This window comes from Microbacterium sp. (assembly GCF_035556355.1).
Classification (GTDB): domain Bacteria; phylum Actinomycetota; class Actinomycetes; order Actinomycetales; family Microbacteriaceae; genus Microbacterium.
The window spans coordinates 72453-91681 of record NZ_DATMFG010000033.1 but is presented as its reverse complement, the minus strand read 5'-3'; the positions used below and the strand labels follow the sequence as shown (position 1 = coordinate 91681).

The 19229-nt window shown below is 70.1% G+C and carries 18 protein-coding genes and 1 tRNA gene; 8 read left to right on the top strand and 11 right to left on the bottom strand.

The features are described 5' to 3' along the window. Positions 1–110 precede the first annotated feature (110 nt). The gene (locus VNR19_RS09400) at positions 111–398 is read left to right on the top strand and encodes a WXG100 family type VII secretion target (RefSeq protein ID WP_325726109.1); all 288 of its coding nucleotides are present in this window, start codon (positions 111–113) and stop codon (positions 396–398) included. 94 nt (positions 399–492) lie between these two features. Here VNR19_RS09400 and groL read toward each other — a convergent pair whose 3' ends face one another. The 5 genes from groL to VNR19_RS09375 all read right to left on the bottom strand — a co-directional run bounded on the left by groL (position 493) and on the right by VNR19_RS09375 (position 4578). After that, positions 493–2115: a chaperonin GroEL gene (gene groL / locus VNR19_RS09395; protein WP_325726107.1), complete on the bottom strand. Its 1623-nt coding sequence runs from the start codon at positions 2113–2115 to the stop codon at positions 493–495. 154 nt (positions 2116–2269) lie between these two features. Then, entirely contained in the window at positions 2270–2476 is a 207-nt protein-coding gene (locus tag VNR19_RS09390; RefSeq protein WP_325726105.1) for a cold-shock protein, read from the bottom strand. Between the two features lie 147 nt (positions 2477–2623). Then, the gene (locus VNR19_RS09385; protein ID WP_325726103.1) at positions 2624–3217 is read right to left on the bottom strand and encodes a LytR C-terminal domain-containing protein; all 594 of its coding nucleotides are present in this window, start codon (positions 3215–3217) and stop codon (positions 2624–2626) included. A gap of 71 nt (positions 3218–3288) precedes the next feature. Beyond that, positions 3289–3537 carry a DUF3263 domain-containing protein gene (locus VNR19_RS09380; protein ID WP_325726101.1) on the bottom strand — a complete coding sequence of 83 codons (249 nt, stop codon included), beginning with the start codon at positions 3535–3537 and terminating at the stop codon, positions 3289–3291. Positions 3538–3546: 9 nt separating this feature from the next. Then, the gene (locus VNR19_RS09375; protein ID WP_325726099.1) at positions 3547–4578 is read right to left on the bottom strand and encodes a DUF2332 domain-containing protein; all 1032 of its coding nucleotides are present in this window, start codon (positions 4576–4578) and stop codon (positions 3547–3549) included. 86 nt (positions 4579–4664) lie between these two features. Between VNR19_RS09375 and msrB the strand changes: the two genes are divergently transcribed. Together msrB and VNR19_RS09365 are read left to right on the top strand one after the other, a co-directional pair. After that, positions 4665–5066, top strand: coding sequence for a peptide-methionine (R)-S-oxide reductase MsrB (msrB, locus tag VNR19_RS09370; protein ID WP_325031779.1), 402 nt, complete (start codon positions 4665–4667; stop codon positions 5064–5066). Beyond that, a complete protein-coding gene (locus VNR19_RS09365; protein WP_325726097.1) occupies positions 5063–5701 on the top strand; it encodes a nitroreductase family protein in 639 nt (212 codons plus the stop codon). Before msrB ends, VNR19_RS09365 begins: the two co-directional genes overlap by 4 nt. 1 nt (position 5702) lies before the next feature. Here VNR19_RS09365 and VNR19_RS09360 read toward each other — a convergent pair whose 3' ends face one another. Then, positions 5703–6647 carry a DMT family transporter gene (locus VNR19_RS09360; protein WP_325726095.1) on the bottom strand — a complete coding sequence of 315 codons (945 nt, stop codon included), beginning with the start codon at positions 6645–6647 and terminating at the stop codon, positions 5703–5705. Between the two features lie 74 nt (positions 6648–6721). Between VNR19_RS09360 and VNR19_RS09355 the strand changes: the two genes are divergently transcribed. Further along, a complete protein-coding gene (locus tag VNR19_RS09355) occupies positions 6722–7381 on the top strand; it encodes a hypothetical protein (RefSeq protein WP_325726093.1) in 660 nt (219 codons plus the stop codon). An 80-nt stretch (positions 7382–7461) separates the two neighbouring features. Further along, on the top strand, positions 7462–7884 hold the full coding sequence (locus tag VNR19_RS09350) for a hypothetical protein (protein WP_325726091.1): 423 nt from the start codon (positions 7462–7464) through the stop codon (positions 7882–7884). Between the two features lies 1 nt (position 7885). On the opposite strand, the gene VNR19_RS09345 is transcribed toward VNR19_RS09350, so the two are convergent. Both VNR19_RS09345 and VNR19_RS09340 read right to left on the bottom strand, forming a co-directional pair. After that, positions 7886–7961 (bottom strand) — tRNA-Thr (locus tag VNR19_RS09345). A gap of 56 nt (positions 7962–8017) precedes the next feature. Further along, on the bottom strand, positions 8018–8971 hold the full coding sequence (locus VNR19_RS09340) for a DsbA family protein (protein WP_325726089.1): 954 nt from the start codon (positions 8969–8971) through the stop codon (positions 8018–8020). Between the two features lie 221 nt (positions 8972–9192). Here VNR19_RS09340 and VNR19_RS09335 point away from each other — a divergent pair, with 221 nt between their 5' ends. Further along, a complete protein-coding gene (locus tag VNR19_RS09335) occupies positions 9193–10296 on the top strand; it encodes an ABC transporter ATP-binding protein (protein ID WP_325726087.1) in 1104 nt (367 codons plus the stop codon). Positions 10297–10365: 69 nt separating this feature from the next. After that, complete coding sequence (locus VNR19_RS09330; RefSeq protein ID WP_325726085.1) at positions 10366–11697, top strand: DUF4032 domain-containing protein; 1332 nt, start codon at positions 10366–10368, stop codon at positions 11695–11697. A 1-nt stretch (position 11698) separates the two neighbouring features. Here the strand turns inward: VNR19_RS09330 and VNR19_RS09325 are convergent, their stop codons facing one another. Continuing rightward, positions 11699–13456, bottom strand: coding sequence for an amidohydrolase (locus VNR19_RS09325; protein ID WP_325726083.1), 1758 nt, complete (start codon positions 13454–13456; stop codon positions 11699–11701). A gap of 291 nt (positions 13457–13747) precedes the next feature. Between VNR19_RS09325 and VNR19_RS09320 the strand changes: the two genes are divergently transcribed. After that, positions 13748–15631 carry an amidohydrolase gene (locus tag VNR19_RS09320; RefSeq protein ID WP_325726081.1) on the top strand — a complete coding sequence of 628 codons (1884 nt, stop codon included), beginning with the start codon at positions 13748–13750 and terminating at the stop codon, positions 15629–15631. 83 nt (positions 15632–15714) lie between these two features. Here VNR19_RS09320 and VNR19_RS09315 read toward each other — a convergent pair whose 3' ends face one another. Further along, complete coding sequence (locus VNR19_RS09315; protein ID WP_325726079.1) at positions 15715–16992, bottom strand: dihydrolipoamide acetyltransferase family protein; 1278 nt, start codon at positions 16990–16992, stop codon at positions 15715–15717. After that, on the bottom strand, positions 16992–19181 hold the full coding sequence (locus VNR19_RS09310; RefSeq protein WP_325726077.1) for an alpha-ketoacid dehydrogenase subunit alpha/beta: 2190 nt from the start codon (positions 19179–19181) through the stop codon (positions 16992–16994). Before VNR19_RS09310 ends, VNR19_RS09315 begins: the two co-directional genes overlap by 1 nt. Positions 19182–19229: the final 48 nt, after the last annotated feature.

Sequence of the window (19229 nt, the reverse complement as noted above, 5' to 3'; positions counted from 1 at the left end):
CACCCCGCGTCGGCGCGAAGCTGTCCACTGCGCGCAGGACGCGAGACGGATGTCCCCACCCCCGCTCCTACGGTTGCTGTCGACCGTCCCCCAACGAGCGAGGAGCCCCCATGGCCGTGTTCTCCGTCGACAGCGACGCCGTCCTCTCCGCCACCGCCGCCGTGCGCGGAACTATCGACCGCCTCCAGGGCGAGACCCAGGCGATGATGTCGCAGCTCACGCAGCTGCAGTCCACCTGGACGGGTGGCGCGGCCGCCGCGTTCCAGACCGTCATCGACGAGTGGCGCGCGACGCAGCGACAGGTCGAAGAGAGCCTCTCCGGCATCAACTCCGCCCTCGGTGTTGCCGCGCAGCAGTACGCCGACGCCGAGCAGGCGACCGTCAACCTGTTCCGCTGACGCGGTGCCGCGGGCGAATGTCCCCGGAGACGGCGGATGCCCCGACCCAATGGGCCGGGGCATCCGTGGTGTCTTTCGACTGAGCGAGGCTGGATCAGAAGTCCATGCCACCCGTCGGGTCGCCACCGGCGGGGGCAGCGGCCTTCTCGGGCTTGTCGGCGACGACGGCCTCGGTCGTGAGGAAGAGGCCGGCGATCGACGCGGCGTTCTGCAGCGCCGAGCGGGTCACCTTGGCGGGGTCGATGATGCCCTGCGCGAAGAGGTCGCCGTACTCACCGGTCGCGGCGTTGAGGCCGTGACCCGCGGGCAGCTCCGCGACCTTGTTCGCGACGACGCCCGGCTCCAGACCGGCGTTCAGCGCGATCTGCTTGAGCGGAGCCTCGATGGCCACCTTGACGATGTTCGCGCCGGTCGCCTCGTCGCCCTCGAGCTCGAGGTTCGCGAACGCGGCCTTGCCCGCCTGGATGAGCGCGACGCCACCACCGGGGACGATGCCCTCCTCGACGGCCGCCTTCGCGTTGCGGACGGCGTCCTCGATGCGGTGCTTGCGCTCCTTGAGCTCGACCTCGGTCGCCGCGCCCGCCTTGATGACGGCCACGCCGCCGGCGAGCTTGGCGAGGCGCTCCTGGAGCTTCTCGCGGTCGTAGTCGCTGTCGGTGTTGTCGATCTCGCGGCGGATCTGGGTCACGCGGCCCTCGATCTGCGCGGGGTCACCCGCACCCTCGACGATGGTCGTCTCGTCCTTGGTGATGATGACCTTGCGCGCGCGGCCGAGCAGGTCGAGGGTCGTGTTCTCGAGCTTGAGACCGACCTCCTCGGTGATGACCTGGCCACCCGTGAGGATCGCGATGTCCTGCAGCTGGGCCTTGCGGCGGTCGCCGAAGCCGGGCGCCTTGACGGCGGCCGACTTGAAGATGCCGCGGATCTTGTTGAGCACGAGCGTCGCGAGCGCCTCCCCCTCGACGTCCTCGGCGATGATGACGAGCTCCTTGCCGTCCTGGATCACCTTGTCGACGATCGGCAGAAGGTCCTTGATGTTCGAGATCTTCTGGTTCGCGATCAGGATGTAGGGGTCTTCGAAGACCGCCTCCTGGCGCTCGGGGTCGGTGACGAAGTAGGGGTTGATGAAGCCCTTGTCGAAGCGCATGCCCTCGGTGAGCTCGAGCTCGGTGCCGAACGTCTGCGACTCCTCGACGGTGACGACGCCCTCCTTGCCGACCTTGTCGATCGCCTCGGCGATGAGCTCGCCGATGGTGGTGTCGGCGGCCGAGATCGACGCGGTGGCGGCGATCTCCTCCTTCGTCTCGACCTCCTTGGCCGAGGCGAGCAGCTCGTCGGAGAGGACCTTGACGGCCTTCTCGATGCCGCGCTTGAGGCCGATCGGGTCGGCGCCCGCGGCCACGTTGCGCAGGCCCTCCTTCACGAGCGCCTGGGCGAGGACGGTGGCCGTCGTCGTGCCGTCACCGGCGACGTCGTCGGTCTTCTTCGCGACCTCCTTGACCAGCTCGGCGCCGATCTTCTCGTACGGGTCGTCGAGCTCGATCTCCTTCGCGATCGAAACGCCGTCGTTCGTGATCGTGGGGGCGCCCCACTTCTTCTCGAGCACGACGTTGCGACCACGGGGGCCCAGGGTCACCTTGACGGCGTCGGCCAGAGTGTTCAGGCCTCGCTCGAGGCCGCGACGGGCCTCTTCGTCGAAAGCGATGATCTTTGCCATGTCTGTGTCGTCCCTCCCGGACGTTGGCTTACGGTCTTAGCACTCGACAAACGCGAGTGCTAACCCATTCTGGCACTCGCCCATGGGGAGTGCAAGCCGCGCCGAAGCGCCCCGACACGCGAGGACTCGGGGCGAGAGGGCCGGACGGATGCCGCTACCCGGCGACCACCCGGACGGACTCCGCCTGGGGACCCTTCTGCCCCGTGCCGACGGTGAACTCGACCGTCTGCCCCTCCTCGAGGACGCGGTACCCGGCCATGTCGATGCTCGAGTAGTGGACGAAGACATCCTGGCCGTCGGCGACCGTGATGAAGCCGTATCCCTTCTCGGCGTTGAACCATTTGACGGTGCCCTGGGCCATGCGGATCTCCTGTGGTGCGGGGTGGAACGTGGGCCCATCGTAGGAGCGACGTTCGCCTCCGCACCGGCTCGGGGACAGGAGTTGACACGGATGCCCCGAACTCTTCACACGCCCGTAACACAACGACCGCGCGCAGGCCGTGCGCGGTCAGGGAGCGGGCGTCTCAGGGGGCGCCACGCGATCCAGTCCGAGCACCACTACGAGCTGCTTCGTCTGGCTCTCGTCGTCAGGCGTGTCGGGGTCGTCCGGCGGCTGGTACGTCGCATCCATCGCCACGCGAGCGCCGCCGATGACGTCGGCGAGACCGGCGGCCGCGGCCTCGTCGGCCGGGAAGGCGTAGTAGACGGTGGTCTCGGGGAAGTCGTTCGACCCCGCCTCACCTGCCGTGACCGTCTCGGCCGCCCAGCCGGCGGCGACGATCTCGTCTTTGACGCGGGTCGCGAGACCCGACTCGGGCGTCGCGTTGAGCACGAGCACCGAGAACGACGTGTCGACGACGGGCGTCACGACGGGGGTCGGCTCGACGGTCGGCTCGGGCTCGGGCACGAGCACGATGCGCCCCTGTGCGATGAGGGTGCCGAAGATGCCCACCGTCATGAGCACCGCGGTCGCGAGTAGGGCCCACAGCAGCACGACCCAGCCCCGCATGCGCGGGTTCTCGGCGCGGTGTGCGCCGACGCGGCCGGTCGACTCCTCGGGAAGGTCGTCGAAGCGATCCCGGGGGTAGGTCGTTTTCGGCACCCCACGATGCTACCGGGCGTCGGCTGGGGCATCCGTCTCAACCCGGCCCGCGTGCCGCGTGTGATCTCCGCCTATCGAACCGCGCGTGCGCGTGCCTCACGTGCCTGATGACGCTCATCTCTCATCCGTCTCAGGCGCTTCACGAGCATCGGGTCGTACGCCTGCGCCTCGGCCGTGTCGATGAGGCGGCCGAGCAGCTGGTAGTAGCGCGCGGGCGAGATCCCGAGGTCTTCGCGGATCGCCTCCTCCTTCGCGCCCACGTGCCGGCGCCACTCGGCCTCGAAGTCGAGGATGGCGCGGTCGCGGTCGCTGAGGGGCACGTGCCCACGCTATGGCGCGTCCGGCCGATCGACAGGACGCCACGCCACGGATGCCCCGAGCGGGTCGACCGACGCGAGAGGAACGCCGTCCAGCGCGAGCACGAACGCGTCCCACGCATCCGGTTCGACGAGCGACCCGCCAGGTCGCACCTCATCCGCGAGGTCGGCGTGGAGGGAGGGCGGGTCGATCGTGATCCACCTCGCGCCGAGCGCCGCGATCGCCTCCGCGAGGCGCACGCGGCCGGCGCGGGGGATGTGCGGGAGCACCCCCGGGGTGGTCACGACGAGCGTCGCATCGCGCGGGGCGCGACTCGCGAGGTCGGCGAGCACGCCATCGGCGGTCGCGTCCGCACGCACGAGCAGCGGCGGGTCGGCGGCGACGATGTCGAGGGCGGCCTCGATGCGCTCCACGCGGCCGGATTCGCCCGGCCACACGAGCGTCGTGAGGAAGCGCCGATCGTCCGGATCGCTCGCGTCGAGCGGATCGAGGTCGACGCCCGCGCGCCACGCGATCCCGGGGAGGCGCAGGGGCGGCATCCGGTCGTCGTGCGTCGTCAGCTCGCTCGACAGGACGACGGTCGACGGCCCGGCCGCCGGATCGAGCGCCCTCAGTCCGCCGGGGCCGCGGTAGCGGTACGAATAGCGGTCGGGATATAGGCACAGCCCCGCGCTCGCGCCCACCTCGAGCAGAGCGATCGGCCCGTCGATGAGGCTCAGCGCGGGAAGCAGCGCCGCGCACCGCAGCGGCTCGTTCGTCTGGACGCTGCGCCGCGCGGACTCGGCCACGAGCACGTCGGCGTGGGCGACGACCCACTCCGCCCACGCCGCGAAGCCCGCTTCGGGCGCGCCGAGCAGTCGCGCGACCGCGAACACGAGCGGCGCCTGCCGGTGGTCGGCGGGGATCCGCGCGATGACGTCGCGCACGCGCTCATCGGCGACGACCCCCCGCGCCCACTCCTCGTAGAGCGCTGAGCGGCCGCGCGCGTCGTCGGCGAAGTGCGCGTACCGGCCGGCCACCTCGGCCGCTGCATCCGTCGCCACTCGCCCATTCTGGGCGAGAACGCAGGTGCGGCCGGGTCCGAGCGTCCGCAGGTCGGGTTGAATGGAGGGGGATCGAGGAGGAGTCAATGGGTTACGCGGTGGAGAAGTCCGACGAGCAGTGGCGCGAAGAGCTGACGCCGGAGCAGTACGCCGTGCTGCGGCAGGCGGCGACCGAGCGCCCGTGGACCGGCGAGCTGCTCGACGAGAGCCGAGCCGGCCTCTACACGTGCGCCGCGTGCGGCGCGGAGCTCTTCAAGAGCGGCACGAAGTTCGACTCGCACTGCGGGTGGCCGAGCTTCTACGAGTCGGTGCGCCCCGAGGCGGTCGAGCTCCTCGAGGACCGCAGTCACGGCATGGTGCGCACAGAGGTGCGCTGCGCGAACTGCGGCTCGCACCTGGGGCACGTCTTCCCCGACGGGTTCGGCACGCCCACGGGCGACCGGTACTGCATGAACTCGATCGCGCTCGAGTTCGTCCCGGAGACATGACCGGATCCGGATCCGCGCTCGAGGCGGTGCGCGCGCGCCGATCCTGGTCGAAGGTGACGGATGCCGCGCCCACCCGCGCCGAGCTGCTCACGCTCGTGTCGGCGGCGGGCCGCGTTGCCGATCACTCGTCGCTGCGACCGTGGCGGCTCATCGAGCTGCGCGGCGCCGACCGCGAGCGCCTCGGGCGCGCGATCAACAAGGCGAACGGCGAGAAGGGCTCGTCGTCGAAGCCGCTGCGCGCGCCGCTGCTCATCGCGATCGTCGCCAGCTACAAGAAGAGCGACAAGGTGCCGCGATGGGAGCAGGAGGCCGTCGCATCCGGCGTCGCCCACATGCTGAGCCTGCTGCTCGACGAAGCGGGCTACGGCGTCATCTGGCGCACCGGCCACTACACGCGCTCGAAGGCCGTCGCGAAGGCGCACGGCCTCAAGAAGAACGAGCAGCTTCTCGGCTGGCTCTACGTCGGCGGCAAGCCGCCGCGCGCGCGGCTCGGGCGCCGCAAGGCCGTCGACGTGCGCAAGCACCTCTCGCGCATGCCCACCGGCAAGAAGGCGGGCGGCAAGAAGGCGGAGAAGCGCGATGCGCGCAAGACGGATGCCGCGGCATCCGACACGTCGACAGAGGCGTCCGACTGACTCACGCCCTCCAGCGCCGCCACGGCGCCGCCGCGACGACGACCGACAGCAGCGCGACGGCGACCATCGCCACCTCCTGTGCGAGGCCCGGACTGCCCAGCGCGGGCCACACGGCATCGAGGGCGACCGACGTGACGAGCTGCCCGACGACCGCCGCGAGGCCGAACAGCAGCACGCCCGTGTACGGTACGAGCGCCGCCGACAGGAAGATGTAGAGCACGCCGATCGGCCCGCCCGTGTAGAGCCACGCCTCGGCGGGGGCGGTCGCGGGCCAGCCGACGATCCCGACGTCGACGAGGGCGGCGACCGTGAGGATGGCCGTCCCGCCGATGAAGTTCACGAGCGTCGCGGTGAGCGGCGTGCCGATCCGCTGACGCAGGCGGCCGTTGGTGGCCTGCTGCCACGCGATGCCCACGCCCGCGGCGAACGGCAGCATGACCATCCACAGCGGCACGCCGCCGATCCCATCCCCGACGAGCGACAGCCCGACCGCGACGAGCGCGAGTGCGCCGCCGACCACACGCGGCACGGTGACGGCGACGACACCCGCCGGGCCGTAGCCGACGCGGTCCAGCACGAGCCCGCACACCGTCTGGCCCGCGACGACGCCGACCGTGAACAGCGACACCCCGATGATGCCCACCGCGAGACCCTGCGTCGCGACCGTGAGGGCGCCCGCGGCCCCGCCCGCGAGCATCCACCACGGGATCGCGCGCTCTCGCACCCCCGAGACGAGCTTCGCGGCGCCGCAGCGGCCCGACGGCAGCGCGACCGACAGCACGATGAGCAGGACGAGGCCCGAGCCGAACGAGATCACCGCCGCGACCAGTCCGTTGTCGAGGCGCGTGCCGAGCTGCCCGTTGATGCGCGCCTGCACCGCCGTGAGGACGCCCACGAGGACCGCTCCGCCGAGCGCGACCCAGGCGGGAAGGCGCGGCGAGGTCATCGTTCCATCTTGCCGGTCGGCGGAGCGTGCGCCGACCGCACGAGACTGTCGGAGGCCGGGGCTACCCTTGACCGGTGGTCCGCACCTCCCGCACGCAGTCGCTGCTCACGTGGCTCCCGGCGACGATCCTGCTCGTCGTGATCGCCGGCGTCGTGTTCGCCACGGTCGCGGTGCAGAACTCGTGGTGGGCGGAGGACGCGCCCGCGGCATCCGTCGACCAGAAGGCGTCCGACGGCTCGACGATGCTCACCGACGCAGGGTTCGACTACGCGAACGTCGAGGGCATCGTGCGCGTCCGCATCGGCGAGGGCGGCCTCTCCGCCGCCGAGCTCGGACTGCCCGAGAACGGCGAGAAGACGGCGGAGTTCCGCCGGCCCCTGCGCGCGGTGATCGCAGGGCGTGACGACGTGTACGTCGTCGACGACATCGCGACGCTCACGGCGCGGTCCGAGGACGACCGCCTCGCGTCCGTGACGCTGCGGTTCGACGTCGTGTCGACGTGGTCCGACGGACTGAACACGCTGCGCCGCCACGCCGAGAAGTTCGGGTGGGACCGGGCTGAGATCGACGAACTCGACGAGCAGCTCGCCGAGTTCAACCGCGAGGGCGAGGGCGACACGTTCACCGCGTCCGTCACGTCCGACGACGGCGGCGCAACCGTGACGGGGGTGCTCGTCTTCGACCGTGCGAGCGGCGCGACCCCGGTGTTCGTGGAATTCACGCCGGCGCCCTGACCCTCGGGGAATCCCCCGGAGAATTCGGGGGGAGCCACCTTGGACGCCGCGGCCCCGCTCCCGCGAACGTGGATGTCATGATGACCATGACGACGCCTACGACCACAACGACCCACTCGCGCTCACCCGTTCTGGGCGCCTTCCTCGCGGTCCTCGCAGCCGGTGTGCTCACGCAGGCGGCGCTGGCGGGGCTCTTCCTCTCGCTGAACCCGTCCGTCCAGTTCGTGCACATGCTGGTCGGCTCGGCGCTCCCGTGGATCGCGATCATCCCCACGGTGATCGCGTGGGTGCGCGTCGGTCAGCGCGCGATCCCCGCCTCGTTCGGGGTGCTCGTGACGCTCCTGACCCTGGGGTTCTGGGCTCAGGACGCCCTCGGACACATGGCCTTCCCGGCGACGATCGCGGTGCACGTGCCGCTCGGGGTCGTGCTGTTCGGCGCATCCACGGCGCTCGCGATCGCGGCGTTCCGCGGCGGCCGCCCGAACGAGCGGGTGCGGGACTGAATGGAGCCGACTACGGGACTCGAACCCGTAACCGCCCGATTACAAGTCGGGTGCGCTACCAATTGCGCCAAGTCGGCAGATGCCTCAGTCTATCCGCGGCATCCGTCGCCCATCCGCCGTCCCGACGCGCACGTCACTGCGTGGGCGTCGGCGTCGGCGTGGGGGTCGACTTGTAGTACATGTCGCTCGAGATCGTCAGCACGAACTGGGCGAACTCCTTCGGGTCGTCGAGAGCGCCGACGTACGGGGTGCCGTTGACGAGCACCATGGGGGCCGCGGTCAGAGCGACGCCGTTCGTGTCGGGCAAGCCCTTGAGCGCACGCTCGGTGGCGGACTTGACCCACGTCGCGTACTTCTGGCTCTCGATGCACGAGCGCACGGCCTTGGGCGACGTCGCGCCCGAGCCGACAGCCAGGTCGGCGAGCTCGGCGTCGGTGTAGCCGTCGGAGTCGACGTCGGGCTGCTTCCTGAGGAGCTCGTTGTTGAACGCGAAGAACGTGTCGGGCGAGTGCGTCGCGACGCACGCGGCCGCACTCGCGGCGCGCAGTGAGTACTTCGTGCCGTTGGACTTCGCCGTGAGCATCGCGACCGGGTAGTACGAGAGGGTCGCGGCGTCCTGGCTGACCCACTTGGAGAGCTGCTCGACGTTCGCGACCTGGAAGTCCTTCGCGCCGGTCGAGAGGTAGTCGACGTAGACGCGGATGTCGACGCGGGGTCGAGTCGTCTCCTCGGGATCGGGCGTCGGGGTCGCCGTCGGCACGGGGGTCGCGGTCTCGAGGGTCGCGGCGCCGTCCTCGAGGGTCTCGGGGGCCTGCTCGGTTCCGAAGGCCCCGGTGACGCTCGACACGATGAAGCCGTCGTCCTTGACGTTGGCGGGGCGCGACAGGGGTTGCGCGGCAGACGACGTGACGACCCACGTGACGAGCACGGCGGCGGCGGCGATGAACGCGATGAGCAGCGTCACAAGCGAGACGCGACGGATGGCGCGCGCACGCAGCTGCTGCGCCTGCACCTGCTGCGCCTTCTCGCGGACCGCGTGCCGGCGGTCGCGCTCGGCGGGCACATTGGGTGATTCGTCGCTCGACATGGAACCTCTTGGGACGGCTCGAAGCCTGGAACAGGCCTGACCGCGCGGGTGTCGCGGCCGAAGAAGATGCTAGCCAGGGAGCCTGGGAAATGCCCAGAGACTGTCTCGACGCGAGCCGTGCCATACTGAGGGAGCGTCCGACGGAGGGCGCGCGGGAGCCCCCGCAATTCCATTCACTACGGATCGTCCGGCACGTACCTGCCGGTGAAGGAGAAGAGAACATGGCATCCGTCACGTTCGACAACGCAACCCGCCTGTATCCCGGGGGCACGCGCCCCGCCGTGGACAAGCTCAACCTCGAGGTCGGCGACGGCGAGTTCCTCGTCCTGGTCGGCCCCTCCGGCTGCGGCAAGTCCACGTCGCTGCGCATGCTGGCCGGCCTCGAAGAGGTCAACTCCGGCCGCATCCTGATCGGCGACCGCGACGTCACCGACGTCCCGCCGAAGGACCGCGACATCGCGATGGTGTTCCAGAACTACGCGCTGTACCCGCACATGACCGTCGCCGAGAACATGGGCTTCGCGCTCAAGATCGCCGGCGTCGGCAAGGAGGAGCGCGCGGCGCGCGTGCTCGAGGCAGCGAAGCTGCTCGACCTCGAGCAGTACCTGACCCGCAAGCCGAAGGCTCTGTCGGGTGGTCAGCGCCAGCGCGTCGCCATGGGCCGCGCGATCGTCCGTCAGCCGCAGGTGTTCCTCATGGACGAGCCGCTGTCGAACCTCGACGCGAAGCTGCGCGTCCAGACCCGCACCCAGATCGCGTCGCTTCAGCGTCGCCTCGGTGTCACGACCGTCTACGTCACGCACGACCAGACCGAGGCGCTCACGATGGGCGACCGCATCGCGGTGCTCAAGGACGGCATCCTCCAGCAGGTCGGCACGCCGCGCGACCTGTACGAGAAGCCGAACAACGTGTTCGTCGCCGGCTTCATCGGCTCGCCCGCGATGAACCTGTTCCCGGCCGACCTGGCCGAGGGCGGCGTCCGCTTCGGCAACGCCGTCGTCGGCGTCGAGGCCGACACGATCGGCAAGGCCCACGGCTCGGAGGTCACGATCGGCGTCCGCCCCGAAGACATCGTGGTGAACCCGTCCGACGGCCAGGGCCTCACGGTCGACGTCGACCTCGTCGAGGAGCTCGGCGCCGACGGCTACCTCTACGGCCACACCGAGATCAACGGCAAGCGCACCGACCTCGTCGCGCGCGTCGACGGCCGCCGTCACCCCGACGCGGGCGACCAGGTCGTCCTCGCTCCGGTTCCCGGCCACGTGCACGTGTTCGACGTCGAGACCGGCGAGCGCCTCACCGACAAGGCGATCGCCTCGGCGTAAGCATCGAAGCGGCGACGGCGCGGGCGGATCATTCCCCCGCGCCGTCACGTTTCCATCGGGGGTGCAGGAATGGCTGATGCGCTCAGCATCACGGCGACCAGCGTCGATCCGGGCCTTCTGACGCTGCCGTGGTCGACGCCGCTCGGCGAGTGGCCGTCGAACGCGATCGTCTTCCTTCCGAAGGGCATCTCGCGGCACCTCGTGCGGTTCTCGAGCCTGTCGGGCCGCGTGGTCGCGATCAAGGAGACGACGGAGGAGATGGCGCGGCGCGAGTACGACATGCTCGGCAACCTCGCCCGTCTCGACGCGCCGTGCGTCGAGCGGGTGGCGGTGATCGCAGGACGAACGGATGCCTCGGGCCGTCCGCTGCCCGCCGCGCTCGTGACCGCGCACCTCAAGTTCTCCCTCCCCTACCGCGCGCTGTTCACGCAGGTGCTGCGCCCGCACACCGCGACGCGACTCGTCGACGCCCTCGCGGTGCTTCTCGTGCGCCTGCACAACGTCGGCTTCTTCTGGGGCGACGTCTCGCTGTCGAACACGCTCTTCCGCCGCGATGCCGGCGCGTTCGCGGCCTACCTCGTCGACGCCGAGACCGGCGAGCTGCACGAGACCGGCCTCACACGGGGGCAGCGCGAGCACGACCTCGACGTCGCCCGCACGAACATCGCCGGCGAGATCATGGACCTCGAAGCCGGTGGCCGCCTCGAGGGCGGCGTCGACGCGCTCGCGATCGCCGACGGCATCGTGTCGTCGTACCGCTCGCTGTGGGGCGCGCTCACCGACAAGGAGACGTTCTCGACGAGCGAGTCCTGGCGCATCACCGAGCGCGTGCAGCGCCTCAACGACCTCGGCTTCGACATCGGCGAGATGTCGATCGAGGCAGCCGCCGACGGCACGCGCGTCTCCATCCAGCCGAAGGTCGTCGATGCGGGCCACCACCAGCGGCGCCTCCTGCGCCTGACCGGCCTCGACGTCGAGGAGAACCAGGCACGCCGCCTGCTCAACGACCTCGACGAGTACCGCGCGCGCCGCAAGGGCGACGATGACGAGGAGATGGTCGCGCACGAGTGGCTCACGCGTGTGTTCGAGCCGGTCGTGCGGGCGATCCCGTGGGACCTGCGCTCGAAGCTCGAACCGGCCGAGGTGTTCCACCAGGTGCTCGAGCACCGCTGGTACATGTCGCAGGCGCAGTCCAGGTCGGTGCCGCTCGCCGAGGTCCTCACGAGCTACATCGACGACGTGCTGCGCCATCGCCGCGACGAGGCGATGCTCGTGGGGCCGCTCACCGGCACCATGACGCTGCCGATCCCGACCGCGAGCGGGTCGAGCCGCTCGCCGGAAGGCGACGAGGTCGAAGACGAGGACGACGACGCGACGGTCGACTGGCGCGACCTCGTGTGAGCTACGTGAGCCGCCTATACCGGTGGTTCGTGCCGTGCGCCCAGCTGCGGTCGCCCGGCAGCTTCCCGCTGTCGTAGACGATGTCGCCGCCCACGACCGTGAGATCGGATCGAACGCGTGGGATCTCCTCGTCGGGAATCGTGTAGAAATCCCGGTCGAGGACGAGCAGATCACCGTGGTTGCCGACCTTGATGCCGCCCAGGTCGTCCTCACGGATGAACCACGTGTTGTCCTTCGTCGCGAGCCGGATCATCTCGTCGCGCGTCACCTGCTCGCCCGGCGTCCAGGTGAAGCTGCCGGCGAGGTTGCGGCCCGTGATCATCGTGTAGAAGCTGAACCACGGGTTGATCGCGGTGATGTCGCCGCCGTCGGAGTGGTAGCCGACGGGGATGCCGCTGTCGAGGAGCATCCGGTGTCGCGGACCGAGGTTCGTCCCGGTGCGGGTCGGACCCCACCCGACCTTGACGCCCACGCCCATCGCCTTCAATCGCTCGACGTGGCCGGCTGTGATGTTCGGCACGTGCGACACGACCCACCGCAATCCGTCGATCGGGACTTCGGCGTGCACGGCCTCCCAGCCGGAGACGATCTGCTCGATGTCGGTCGCGGACAGCGAGTGGTTCTCGTTGCGCCAGCCCGCCTGCGCGACGGCCTTGGCGCCGGCCAACCACACCGGACCGCCGATGGGTACCGAGCCGGCACCGAAGCCGCGGACCGTGAACTCGCCGATGCCGCCTGAACGCAGCATGTCGTTGCCGAAGAACGGGAAGGCGTTCTTGAGTCGCTCGGTCAGTCGGGGCAGGTCGAGAGTCGAGTCCTCTTCGAGATAGTCGAAGCGCATGCGGACCGGCAGCGCCTTCTTCGCGTCAAGCCGGAGGAAGCCGCGGTGGAGCGTGTAGGCGTTCTCGTTCCAGATCGCGGTTCCAGGGGTGTCGACGTGGAACGCACCCGAGTCGAGATGCGTCGTGATGCCGAGGGTCGCGTAGTAGTCGAGCGTCGCGAGCGCGTTGCGCTCGCGCTCGGCATCCGTCATCTCCTCGCGCAGCCGCTGCAGTGCGAGTCCGATGCCGTTGCCGGTCGGGTACCCCGCCGCGTTGAGGGTGATCGTGATGCCCTTGGCTGCGAAGTAGGCGACGGCGGCATGGTTGACGGCGTTGCCGCCCTGTTCGGCCATGATCATCACCGGCCGAGGCACCGCGTCCAGGGCGTCGGCGTCGGGAAGCGTGTTGCTCGGGAACTGCATCGCGACGATCGGGCCGAGGGACGTGACGAGCTCGCCCTCGGGTACCGTCTCAGCCTTCGCGACGAGGCGCGCGACGGCGTCCTCGTGCGTGAAGACGTCCTCGAGGCCGACCCAGTGCCCGGGTCGGTTGCTCACGAGCGCGATGTGGTTGTGCGAGTCGATGATGCCGGGGATGACGGTGCGACCACGCAGGTCGATCTTGTTCTTGGCGTTGCCGACGCGGATGGCGTCCTTGCCGACCGCGATGAAGCGGCCGTCCCGGATGCGCACGGCGTCGACGACCGAGTTCGCGTCGTCGTAGGTGTGGATCTTGCCGTTCACGAACAGCAGATCGCCGTCGCCGCCGTTCGCCGCGTTCGTGTAAGCGGGCGACGCTGCGGCTGAGGCGGATGATGCGGCAGCGGTGCCGCCGAGGACGGCGGCCGCGGCCGCGGCGCTTCCTCCGACGAAGAGACCGCGACGGGAGATCCCCTCAGCGGATTCGTGGGCGTCCTGCGGGCGCGGCTTCTTTCCCATCGGTGCTCCTTGGTCGGACGACAGTGTCCGTATCGGTAAGCGATGTCCAGTAGAGCTGGACATCAGCCTTCACGCCCGGACAATAGCAGTTCGCCGACGTGGCGACAATAGGAGCCGCCTCGTACTCAGCAGCCGCATTATTCCGGTGTTCTCGCCGAACCATCTGGCGCCCGTGAAACTTTCGCGCACGCTCGACCCGATTACTGGTATGGTGCGTGCCTGAACAGGCGTCCAGTCCAACTGGACGATGCTCACGCAACATGTCAGCGTCGACAGTCAGCAGGAGCGGTCATGGTCAAGAAGAAGTCAGAGCCCGTCACGAACGACCCCGAACAGCCGCCCGAGGGCATCTCCCGTCGCGGGCTCTTCATCGGCGGCACGGCCGCGGCGGCCGCCGCCGTCCTGAGCGGGAGCTCCGCGGCATCCGCCGCCACCCCGCTCGCGTACACCGCGCCGCGCGCGCGGCACGACGGCGGCACAGACGAACTGCTGTTCGTCAACGGCAAGATCCACACGATGGACGACCGCAACTCGGTCGTGAACGCGGTGCGCATCGCCAGCGGGCGGATCACCGCCGTCGGACAGGACGCGATCCGCCAGGGCAACTCGAAGGACAAGATCGACCTGCGCGGGCGCACCGTCGTCCCCGGTCTCATCGAGAGCCATTCGCACTTCATCAGCCTCGCGAACCGCCCCGGCTACCACGTCGCCGACTGGGAGCTCGCGAGCAGCATCGACGAGCTCCTGGTGATCCTCGCCGCGCGCCGGCGCGACGTGCCGGAAGGCGAGTTCATCACGGCGATGGGCTCGGGTACGCCGCGCATGTTCGCGGAGCTGCGCCTGCCCACGCTCCAGGAGCTCGACTCCGCGATCCCCGACCGCCCCGTCTTCCTGTACCAGGGCGGCGGCGGCCCGGCGCGCGTCAACACGCTCGGCAAGCAGTTCTTCGAGTCGATCACCGACCTGCCGGTGACCGTCGGCGACGACGGCTCGATCGCGGGCGGCAACCCCAACATGGCCAACCGCGCGCTGTACCACCTGCGCCTGCGCCAGACCTTCGCCGACAAGCGCCGCAGTGCGCTCGACGCGATGGCGTTCACCGCGAAGGTGGGCGTCACGGCCATCCTCGACCAGGTGCTGCCTGCGACCGCGAACGCGACGCTCGATCCGTCGGTGCTGCCTCCGCAGCCGACGGATGCGCTCTTCCGTCTCGACCATTTCCGCATGTACGACGCGTGGCTGTCGCTGCACCGCCAGGGCCGCGCGTTCGTGCGCCTGCAGATGAACTTCCTGCACAACCAGGGATTCATCGCCGCGCTGGGCGGTCTCGACCAGCAGCTGCCCGAACTGCGCGAGCGCCTCAAGAACCAGTTCCCGTTCTTCGGCGACGACATGCTGCGCACGGGCGGCATCGGCGAATGGGCGGCCCCGTTCGCGGCGCCCACGAACGCCAACGGCTACGCCGTGTGGCTCGAGTCGCAGCGGCTCGTCGCGCAGGCGCGGTGGCGCAACGAGAACGCGCAGGGCGGCAGCCCCACGAACACCGACAGCATCGAGCAGGTCGTCGCGACGTACGAGCAGATGGACCAGGAGTTCGGCATCAAGGACCTCCGCTGGGGTCTGCAGCACGGCGATTTCGCGACACCCGACCAGCTCGCACGGCTCAAGGCGCTCGACGTCGGCGTCTCGACGTCGGGCTTCCGGTGGCTCGGCGGTGTGCCGCGCGCGGACGGCCTTCCCGTGGGGCCGCTGTTCCGGCAGATCCACGACAGCGGAATCCACATGGGTCTCCACGAGGACGGCGTGCACATCGCGCCGCACAACCCGTGGTTCGCACTCCACTACGCGACGACGGGCCTCAACGTGCTGGGTCAGCAGATCAACCCCGGTCAGCAGCTCACGCGGCACGAGGCGCTGTACGCCTACACGCGCGGCAACGCGTGGTACCTCAACCGCGAGGACGACCTCGGCTCGATCGAGACCGGCAAGCGCGCCGATCTCCTCGTGCTCGACAAGGACTACTTCACCGTCTCCGACGCCGAGATGCGCCGCATCCTGCCCGTCATGACGGTGGTCGACGGTGCGATCGTCCATGACACCGGTGCGGTGCGCGGACGCCGCGACTGGTCGCACGATCGCGACCACGTGTTCGACGAGAGCTGGTGGCAGCAGTAGCGCCGCCCGCACAGACCGCCGAGAGGCCGGGTGAGACGAAGCGGGTCCCCCGGCCTTTCGTGCGCCCGGCGCCGGGCGCGCGCTCAGAGCAGGATGGTCAACGGGTTCTCGATGCGCCGCACGAACGCCGCGAGCCACTCCGCCGCGAGTGCTCCGTCCAGCACACGGTGGTCGGCGGAGAGCGTGACGGTCATGACGGATGCCGCCACCAGCGTGCCGTCGTCCACGACGACGGGCCGCCGTTGTGCAGCACCCACCGCGAGGATGCCTGAGTGCGGCGGGTTGATGATCGCCGTGAACTCGCGCGTGCCGTACATGCCGAGATTCGACACGGCGAATGACCCGCCCTCGAGCTCCTGCTGCTTGAGCCTCTCCTCGCGTGCGCGCTCGGCGAGGTCGCGCGTCGCGCGGCTGAGGTCGCCGAGCGAGAGCCGCTCGACACCGCGCACGACCGGAGTGAGCAGTCCACCGGGAACGGCGACCGCGATGCCGATGTCGACGCTCGAGAACCGACGGATCGCCGCATCCGTCCAGATCGCGTTCGCGTCGGGCACGTCCCGCATCGCGCCCGCGACCGCCTTGAGGATGAGGTCGTTGACCGACACGCTCACATCGGCCTGCTCGTTGATGCGCCGGCGCAGGTCGAGCAGCTCGTCGACCCGGCAGTCCGCGACGACCTGGAACTGGGGGATCGTCGTGACGCTCTCGGTGAGGCGCCGCGCGATCGCCCGCCGCATGCCCGTGTGCGGGACGTCGGTGTACTCCTCCGCCGGCACACCTGCGGGGGCGGATGCCGCGGGCTCGGCGGGCCCCGCCGCCTGCACGGGTTGAGCCTCGACGTCGGCGAGGTGCGCCTCGAGGTCGCGGCGCACGATGCGCCCGTTCGGTCCGGAGCCTTTCAACGCGGTGAGGTCGACCCCGTGCTCCCTCGCGAGGCGACGGACGAGCGGACTCGCGAAGAGTCGCTTCGACTCACCGGAAGCCGCGCGCGGCGCCTCGGGCTCTGCAGCAGCGGGTGCGTCTTCTGACGGCTCCGGCTCGGCCTCCTCCGGCTCGGCGAGCACGGCGTCGCCGCCCGCGGGGGCGACACCCGCCTGCGCGAGCGCGGCATCGAGCTCCTCGCCCGCTGCCGCGACGACGGCGATGGGCGCGCCGACGGCCGCAGCATCGCCGGCTGCGACGACGGCGCCCGCGAAGACGCCCTCGACCTCGGACTCGTACTCGACGACGGCCTTCTCGGTCTCGATCTCGGCGAGGGGCTGCCCGACCGACACGGAGTCGCCGGTCGAGACGAGCCACGTCTGGATGGCCGCCTCGGATCCGCCGGCGGCGAGTTGCGGCATCCGGATCACCGTGGCCATCATCGGCCTCCCCACGCCGCGCGCACGCGTTCGAGGCCGGCGACGACCTCTTCGGTCTTGGCGATCGCGGCCCGCTCGAGCACCTTCGAGATGCTGGGGCTCGCCTCGCCCCCCGTCACGCGCTCGATCGGCTGGTCGAGCCAGTCGAAGTACCGCCGCTGCAGCTCGTCGGCGAGCCAGCCGCCGTAGCCCGGACCGCGCGCGCCCTGCTCGACGATGAGCACGTTGTTGGTCTTCTTGATGCTCTCGCCGATCGTGTCCCAGTCGAGCGATGCCCGATCGAGCCAGCGGAGGTCGATGAGCTCCGCGTCGATGCCGGTCTGCTCGATCGCCTCCGCGGCGTGGTGGACCATCGACAGGTACGTGAGCACGGTCACCTCCGAGCCCTCGCGCCGCACAGCGGCCGTGCCCGGCGGAATGATGTAGTCGAGATCGCCGCCGGGCACGCGGTCGGCGCGGCCGTACAGGTCGACGTGCTCGATCACCAGCACAGGGTCTTCGAGCGCGAGCGCGGCGTTCATGAGTCCCACGTAGTCCGCCGCGGTGGAGGCCGCCGCGATGCGCCACCCGGCCGAGGTCGCGAAGATGCCGGCGGGGTCCATGAGGTGCTGCGAGCCGTAGCCCGACCCCATCGCGACCTTCGTTCGCAGCACGAGCGGCATCGAGTGGTTGTTCCCGAACATGTGCCGCGCCTTCGCGACCTGATTGAAGACCTGGTCGGCGGCGACCCACATGAAGTCCGGGTACATGAATTCGACGACGGGGCGGAATCGGCCGTCGGCCGCGAGCCCACCGGCCAGACCGAAGAACCCGTTCTCGCTGATCGGCGTGCCGATGATGCGATCCGGGCCGTACTTCTTCGCGAGGCCCTTCGTCGCGCCGTTCGTGCCCCCGTTGAGTCGGTGGACGTCTTCGCCGAGCACGACGATGCGCTCATCCGCCGCCATGCGACGGTCCATGACCTCGGCGACGGCGTCGACGAACTTCGTGTCGCGCCAGGCGCCGTCGTACGTGAGCGGCTCGCCCACGGTGAGAGATTCGAGCTCGGATGCGTCACCGCGGATGCCGACGTCGACGAATCCCGGATCGGGCCACAGGTCCGGCTTGATGCGCCGCTTGCCCTCGGTCTCGGGGTCGTCCTCGATGAGCTCGGCCACCGCGGCGGTCATCGCCGCCTGCGCCTGTGCCCGCACCGATTCGACCCCCGCCTCATCGATGAGCCCGAGCGCGATCATCTCGCGCGCGACGCGGTCGAGCGGGTCGCGCGCACGCCACTGCCCCTCCTCGTCCTTCGTGCGATACCCGAAGGCGCTGCCGGGGAACGGCCCGTTCTGGTGGAAGAACCGGTACACCTCGGCCTCGATGATCGCGGGACCCTCGCCCGATCGCATCCGCGCCTCGGCCTCCTGCATCGCGAGGTGCACGGCGAGCGGGTCCATGCCGTCGACGCGCCACGAGGGGATGCCGAAGCCCTGCCCGCGCACCGAGAAGCGCGAGTCGGCGGTGACCTCGTCGGCGTGGGTCGAGACGGCGTAGAGGTTGTTCTCGATGAAGTAGAGCACCGGCAGCTTCCACGCCGCCGCGAGGTTGAACGACTCCAGCACCGAGCCGATCTGGCTCGCGCCGTCGCCGAAGTAATTGATGCTGATGTCGGTCGTGCCCGAGTGCTTCTGCGCCCACGCATGGCCCGTCGCAGCGGGCGCACCGCCGCCGACGATCGCATTCGTGCCGAGCGCGCCGGCCTCGAGCCACTGCAGGTGCATCGAACCGCCGCGCCCTCCCGAGAACCCCTGCGCGAGGCCGAGGATCTCGGCGAGCGTGCGCTGCAGGACGGCCTGCACGTCGGGGGTGACGAGCGCCGCGAGGTCGAGCGAGCCGCCCGAGACGTGGGTGATGACCTTCGCGAGGAACTGATGATGTCCGCGGTGCGAGCCGTTGACGGCATCCGTCGATCTGAGCCCCACGATCGAGCCGACAGCGCCGCCCTCCTGCCCGATGCTCGAATGCGCGGGGCCGTGCACGAGGCCTTCGGCGGCCAGGTCGAGCACCGTCTCCTCGAACGCGCGGATGAGGTGCAGCTCGCCGAGCATCGTGGCCAGCAGGGCCGGATCGGCCGCCTTCCAGTCCTCCGGCGTGGTCTCGAGCTGGATCCAATCGGCCCCGGTCTGCAAGCGCCGTCGCTCCGCCATGTCAGCCCACTTCCCTGTGTCGCGGCACGCTGTATGCGTGTACACCAC

Excerpts from the sequence above, each read along its gene's own strand:
- VNR19_RS09400 (WP_325726109.1), top strand. The coding sequence starts at position 111 with ATGGCCGTGTTCTCCGTCGACAGCGACGCCGTCCTCTCCGCCACCGCC.
- groL (WP_325726107.1), bottom strand. The coding sequence starts at position 2,115 with ATGGCAAAGATCATCGCTTTCGACGAAGAGGCCCGTCGCGGCCTCGAG.
- VNR19_RS09390 (WP_325726105.1), bottom strand. The coding sequence starts at position 2,476 with ATGGCCCAGGGCACCGTCAAATGGTTCAACGCCGAGAAGGGATACGGC.
- msrB (WP_325031779.1), top strand. The coding sequence starts at position 4,665 with ATGGGTTACGCGGTGGAGAAGTCCGACGAGCAGTGGCGCGAAGAGCTG.
- VNR19_RS09365 (WP_325726097.1), top strand. The coding sequence starts at position 5,063 with ATGACCGGATCCGGATCCGCGCTCGAGGCGGTGCGCGCGCGCCGATCC.
- VNR19_RS09360 (WP_325726095.1), bottom strand. The coding sequence starts at position 6,647 with ATGACCTCGCCGCGCCTTCCCGCCTGGGTCGCGCTCGGCGGAGCGGTC.
- VNR19_RS09350 (WP_325726091.1), top strand. The coding sequence starts at position 7,462 with ATGACCATGACGACGCCTACGACCACAACGACCCACTCGCGCTCACCC.
- VNR19_RS09340 (WP_325726089.1), bottom strand. The coding sequence starts at position 8,971 with ATGTCGAGCGACGAATCACCCAATGTGCCCGCCGAGCGCGACCGCCGG.
- VNR19_RS09335 (WP_325726087.1), top strand. The coding sequence starts at position 9,193 with ATGGCATCCGTCACGTTCGACAACGCAACCCGCCTGTATCCCGGGGGC.
- VNR19_RS09330 (WP_325726085.1), top strand. The coding sequence starts at position 10,366 with ATGGCTGATGCGCTCAGCATCACGGCGACCAGCGTCGATCCGGGCCTT.
- VNR19_RS09325 (WP_325726083.1), bottom strand. The coding sequence starts at position 13,456 with ATGGGAAAGAAGCCGCGCCCGCAGGACGCCCACGAATCCGCTGAGGGG.
- VNR19_RS09320 (WP_325726081.1), top strand. The coding sequence starts at position 13,748 with ATGGTCAAGAAGAAGTCAGAGCCCGTCACGAACGACCCCGAACAGCCG.
- VNR19_RS09315 (WP_325726079.1), bottom strand. The coding sequence starts at position 16,992 with ATGGCCACGGTGATCCGGATGCCGCAACTCGCCGCCGGCGGATCCGAG.
- VNR19_RS09310 (WP_325726077.1), bottom strand. The coding sequence starts at position 19,181 with ATGGCGGAGCGACGGCGCTTGCAGACCGGGGCCGATTGGATCCAGCTC.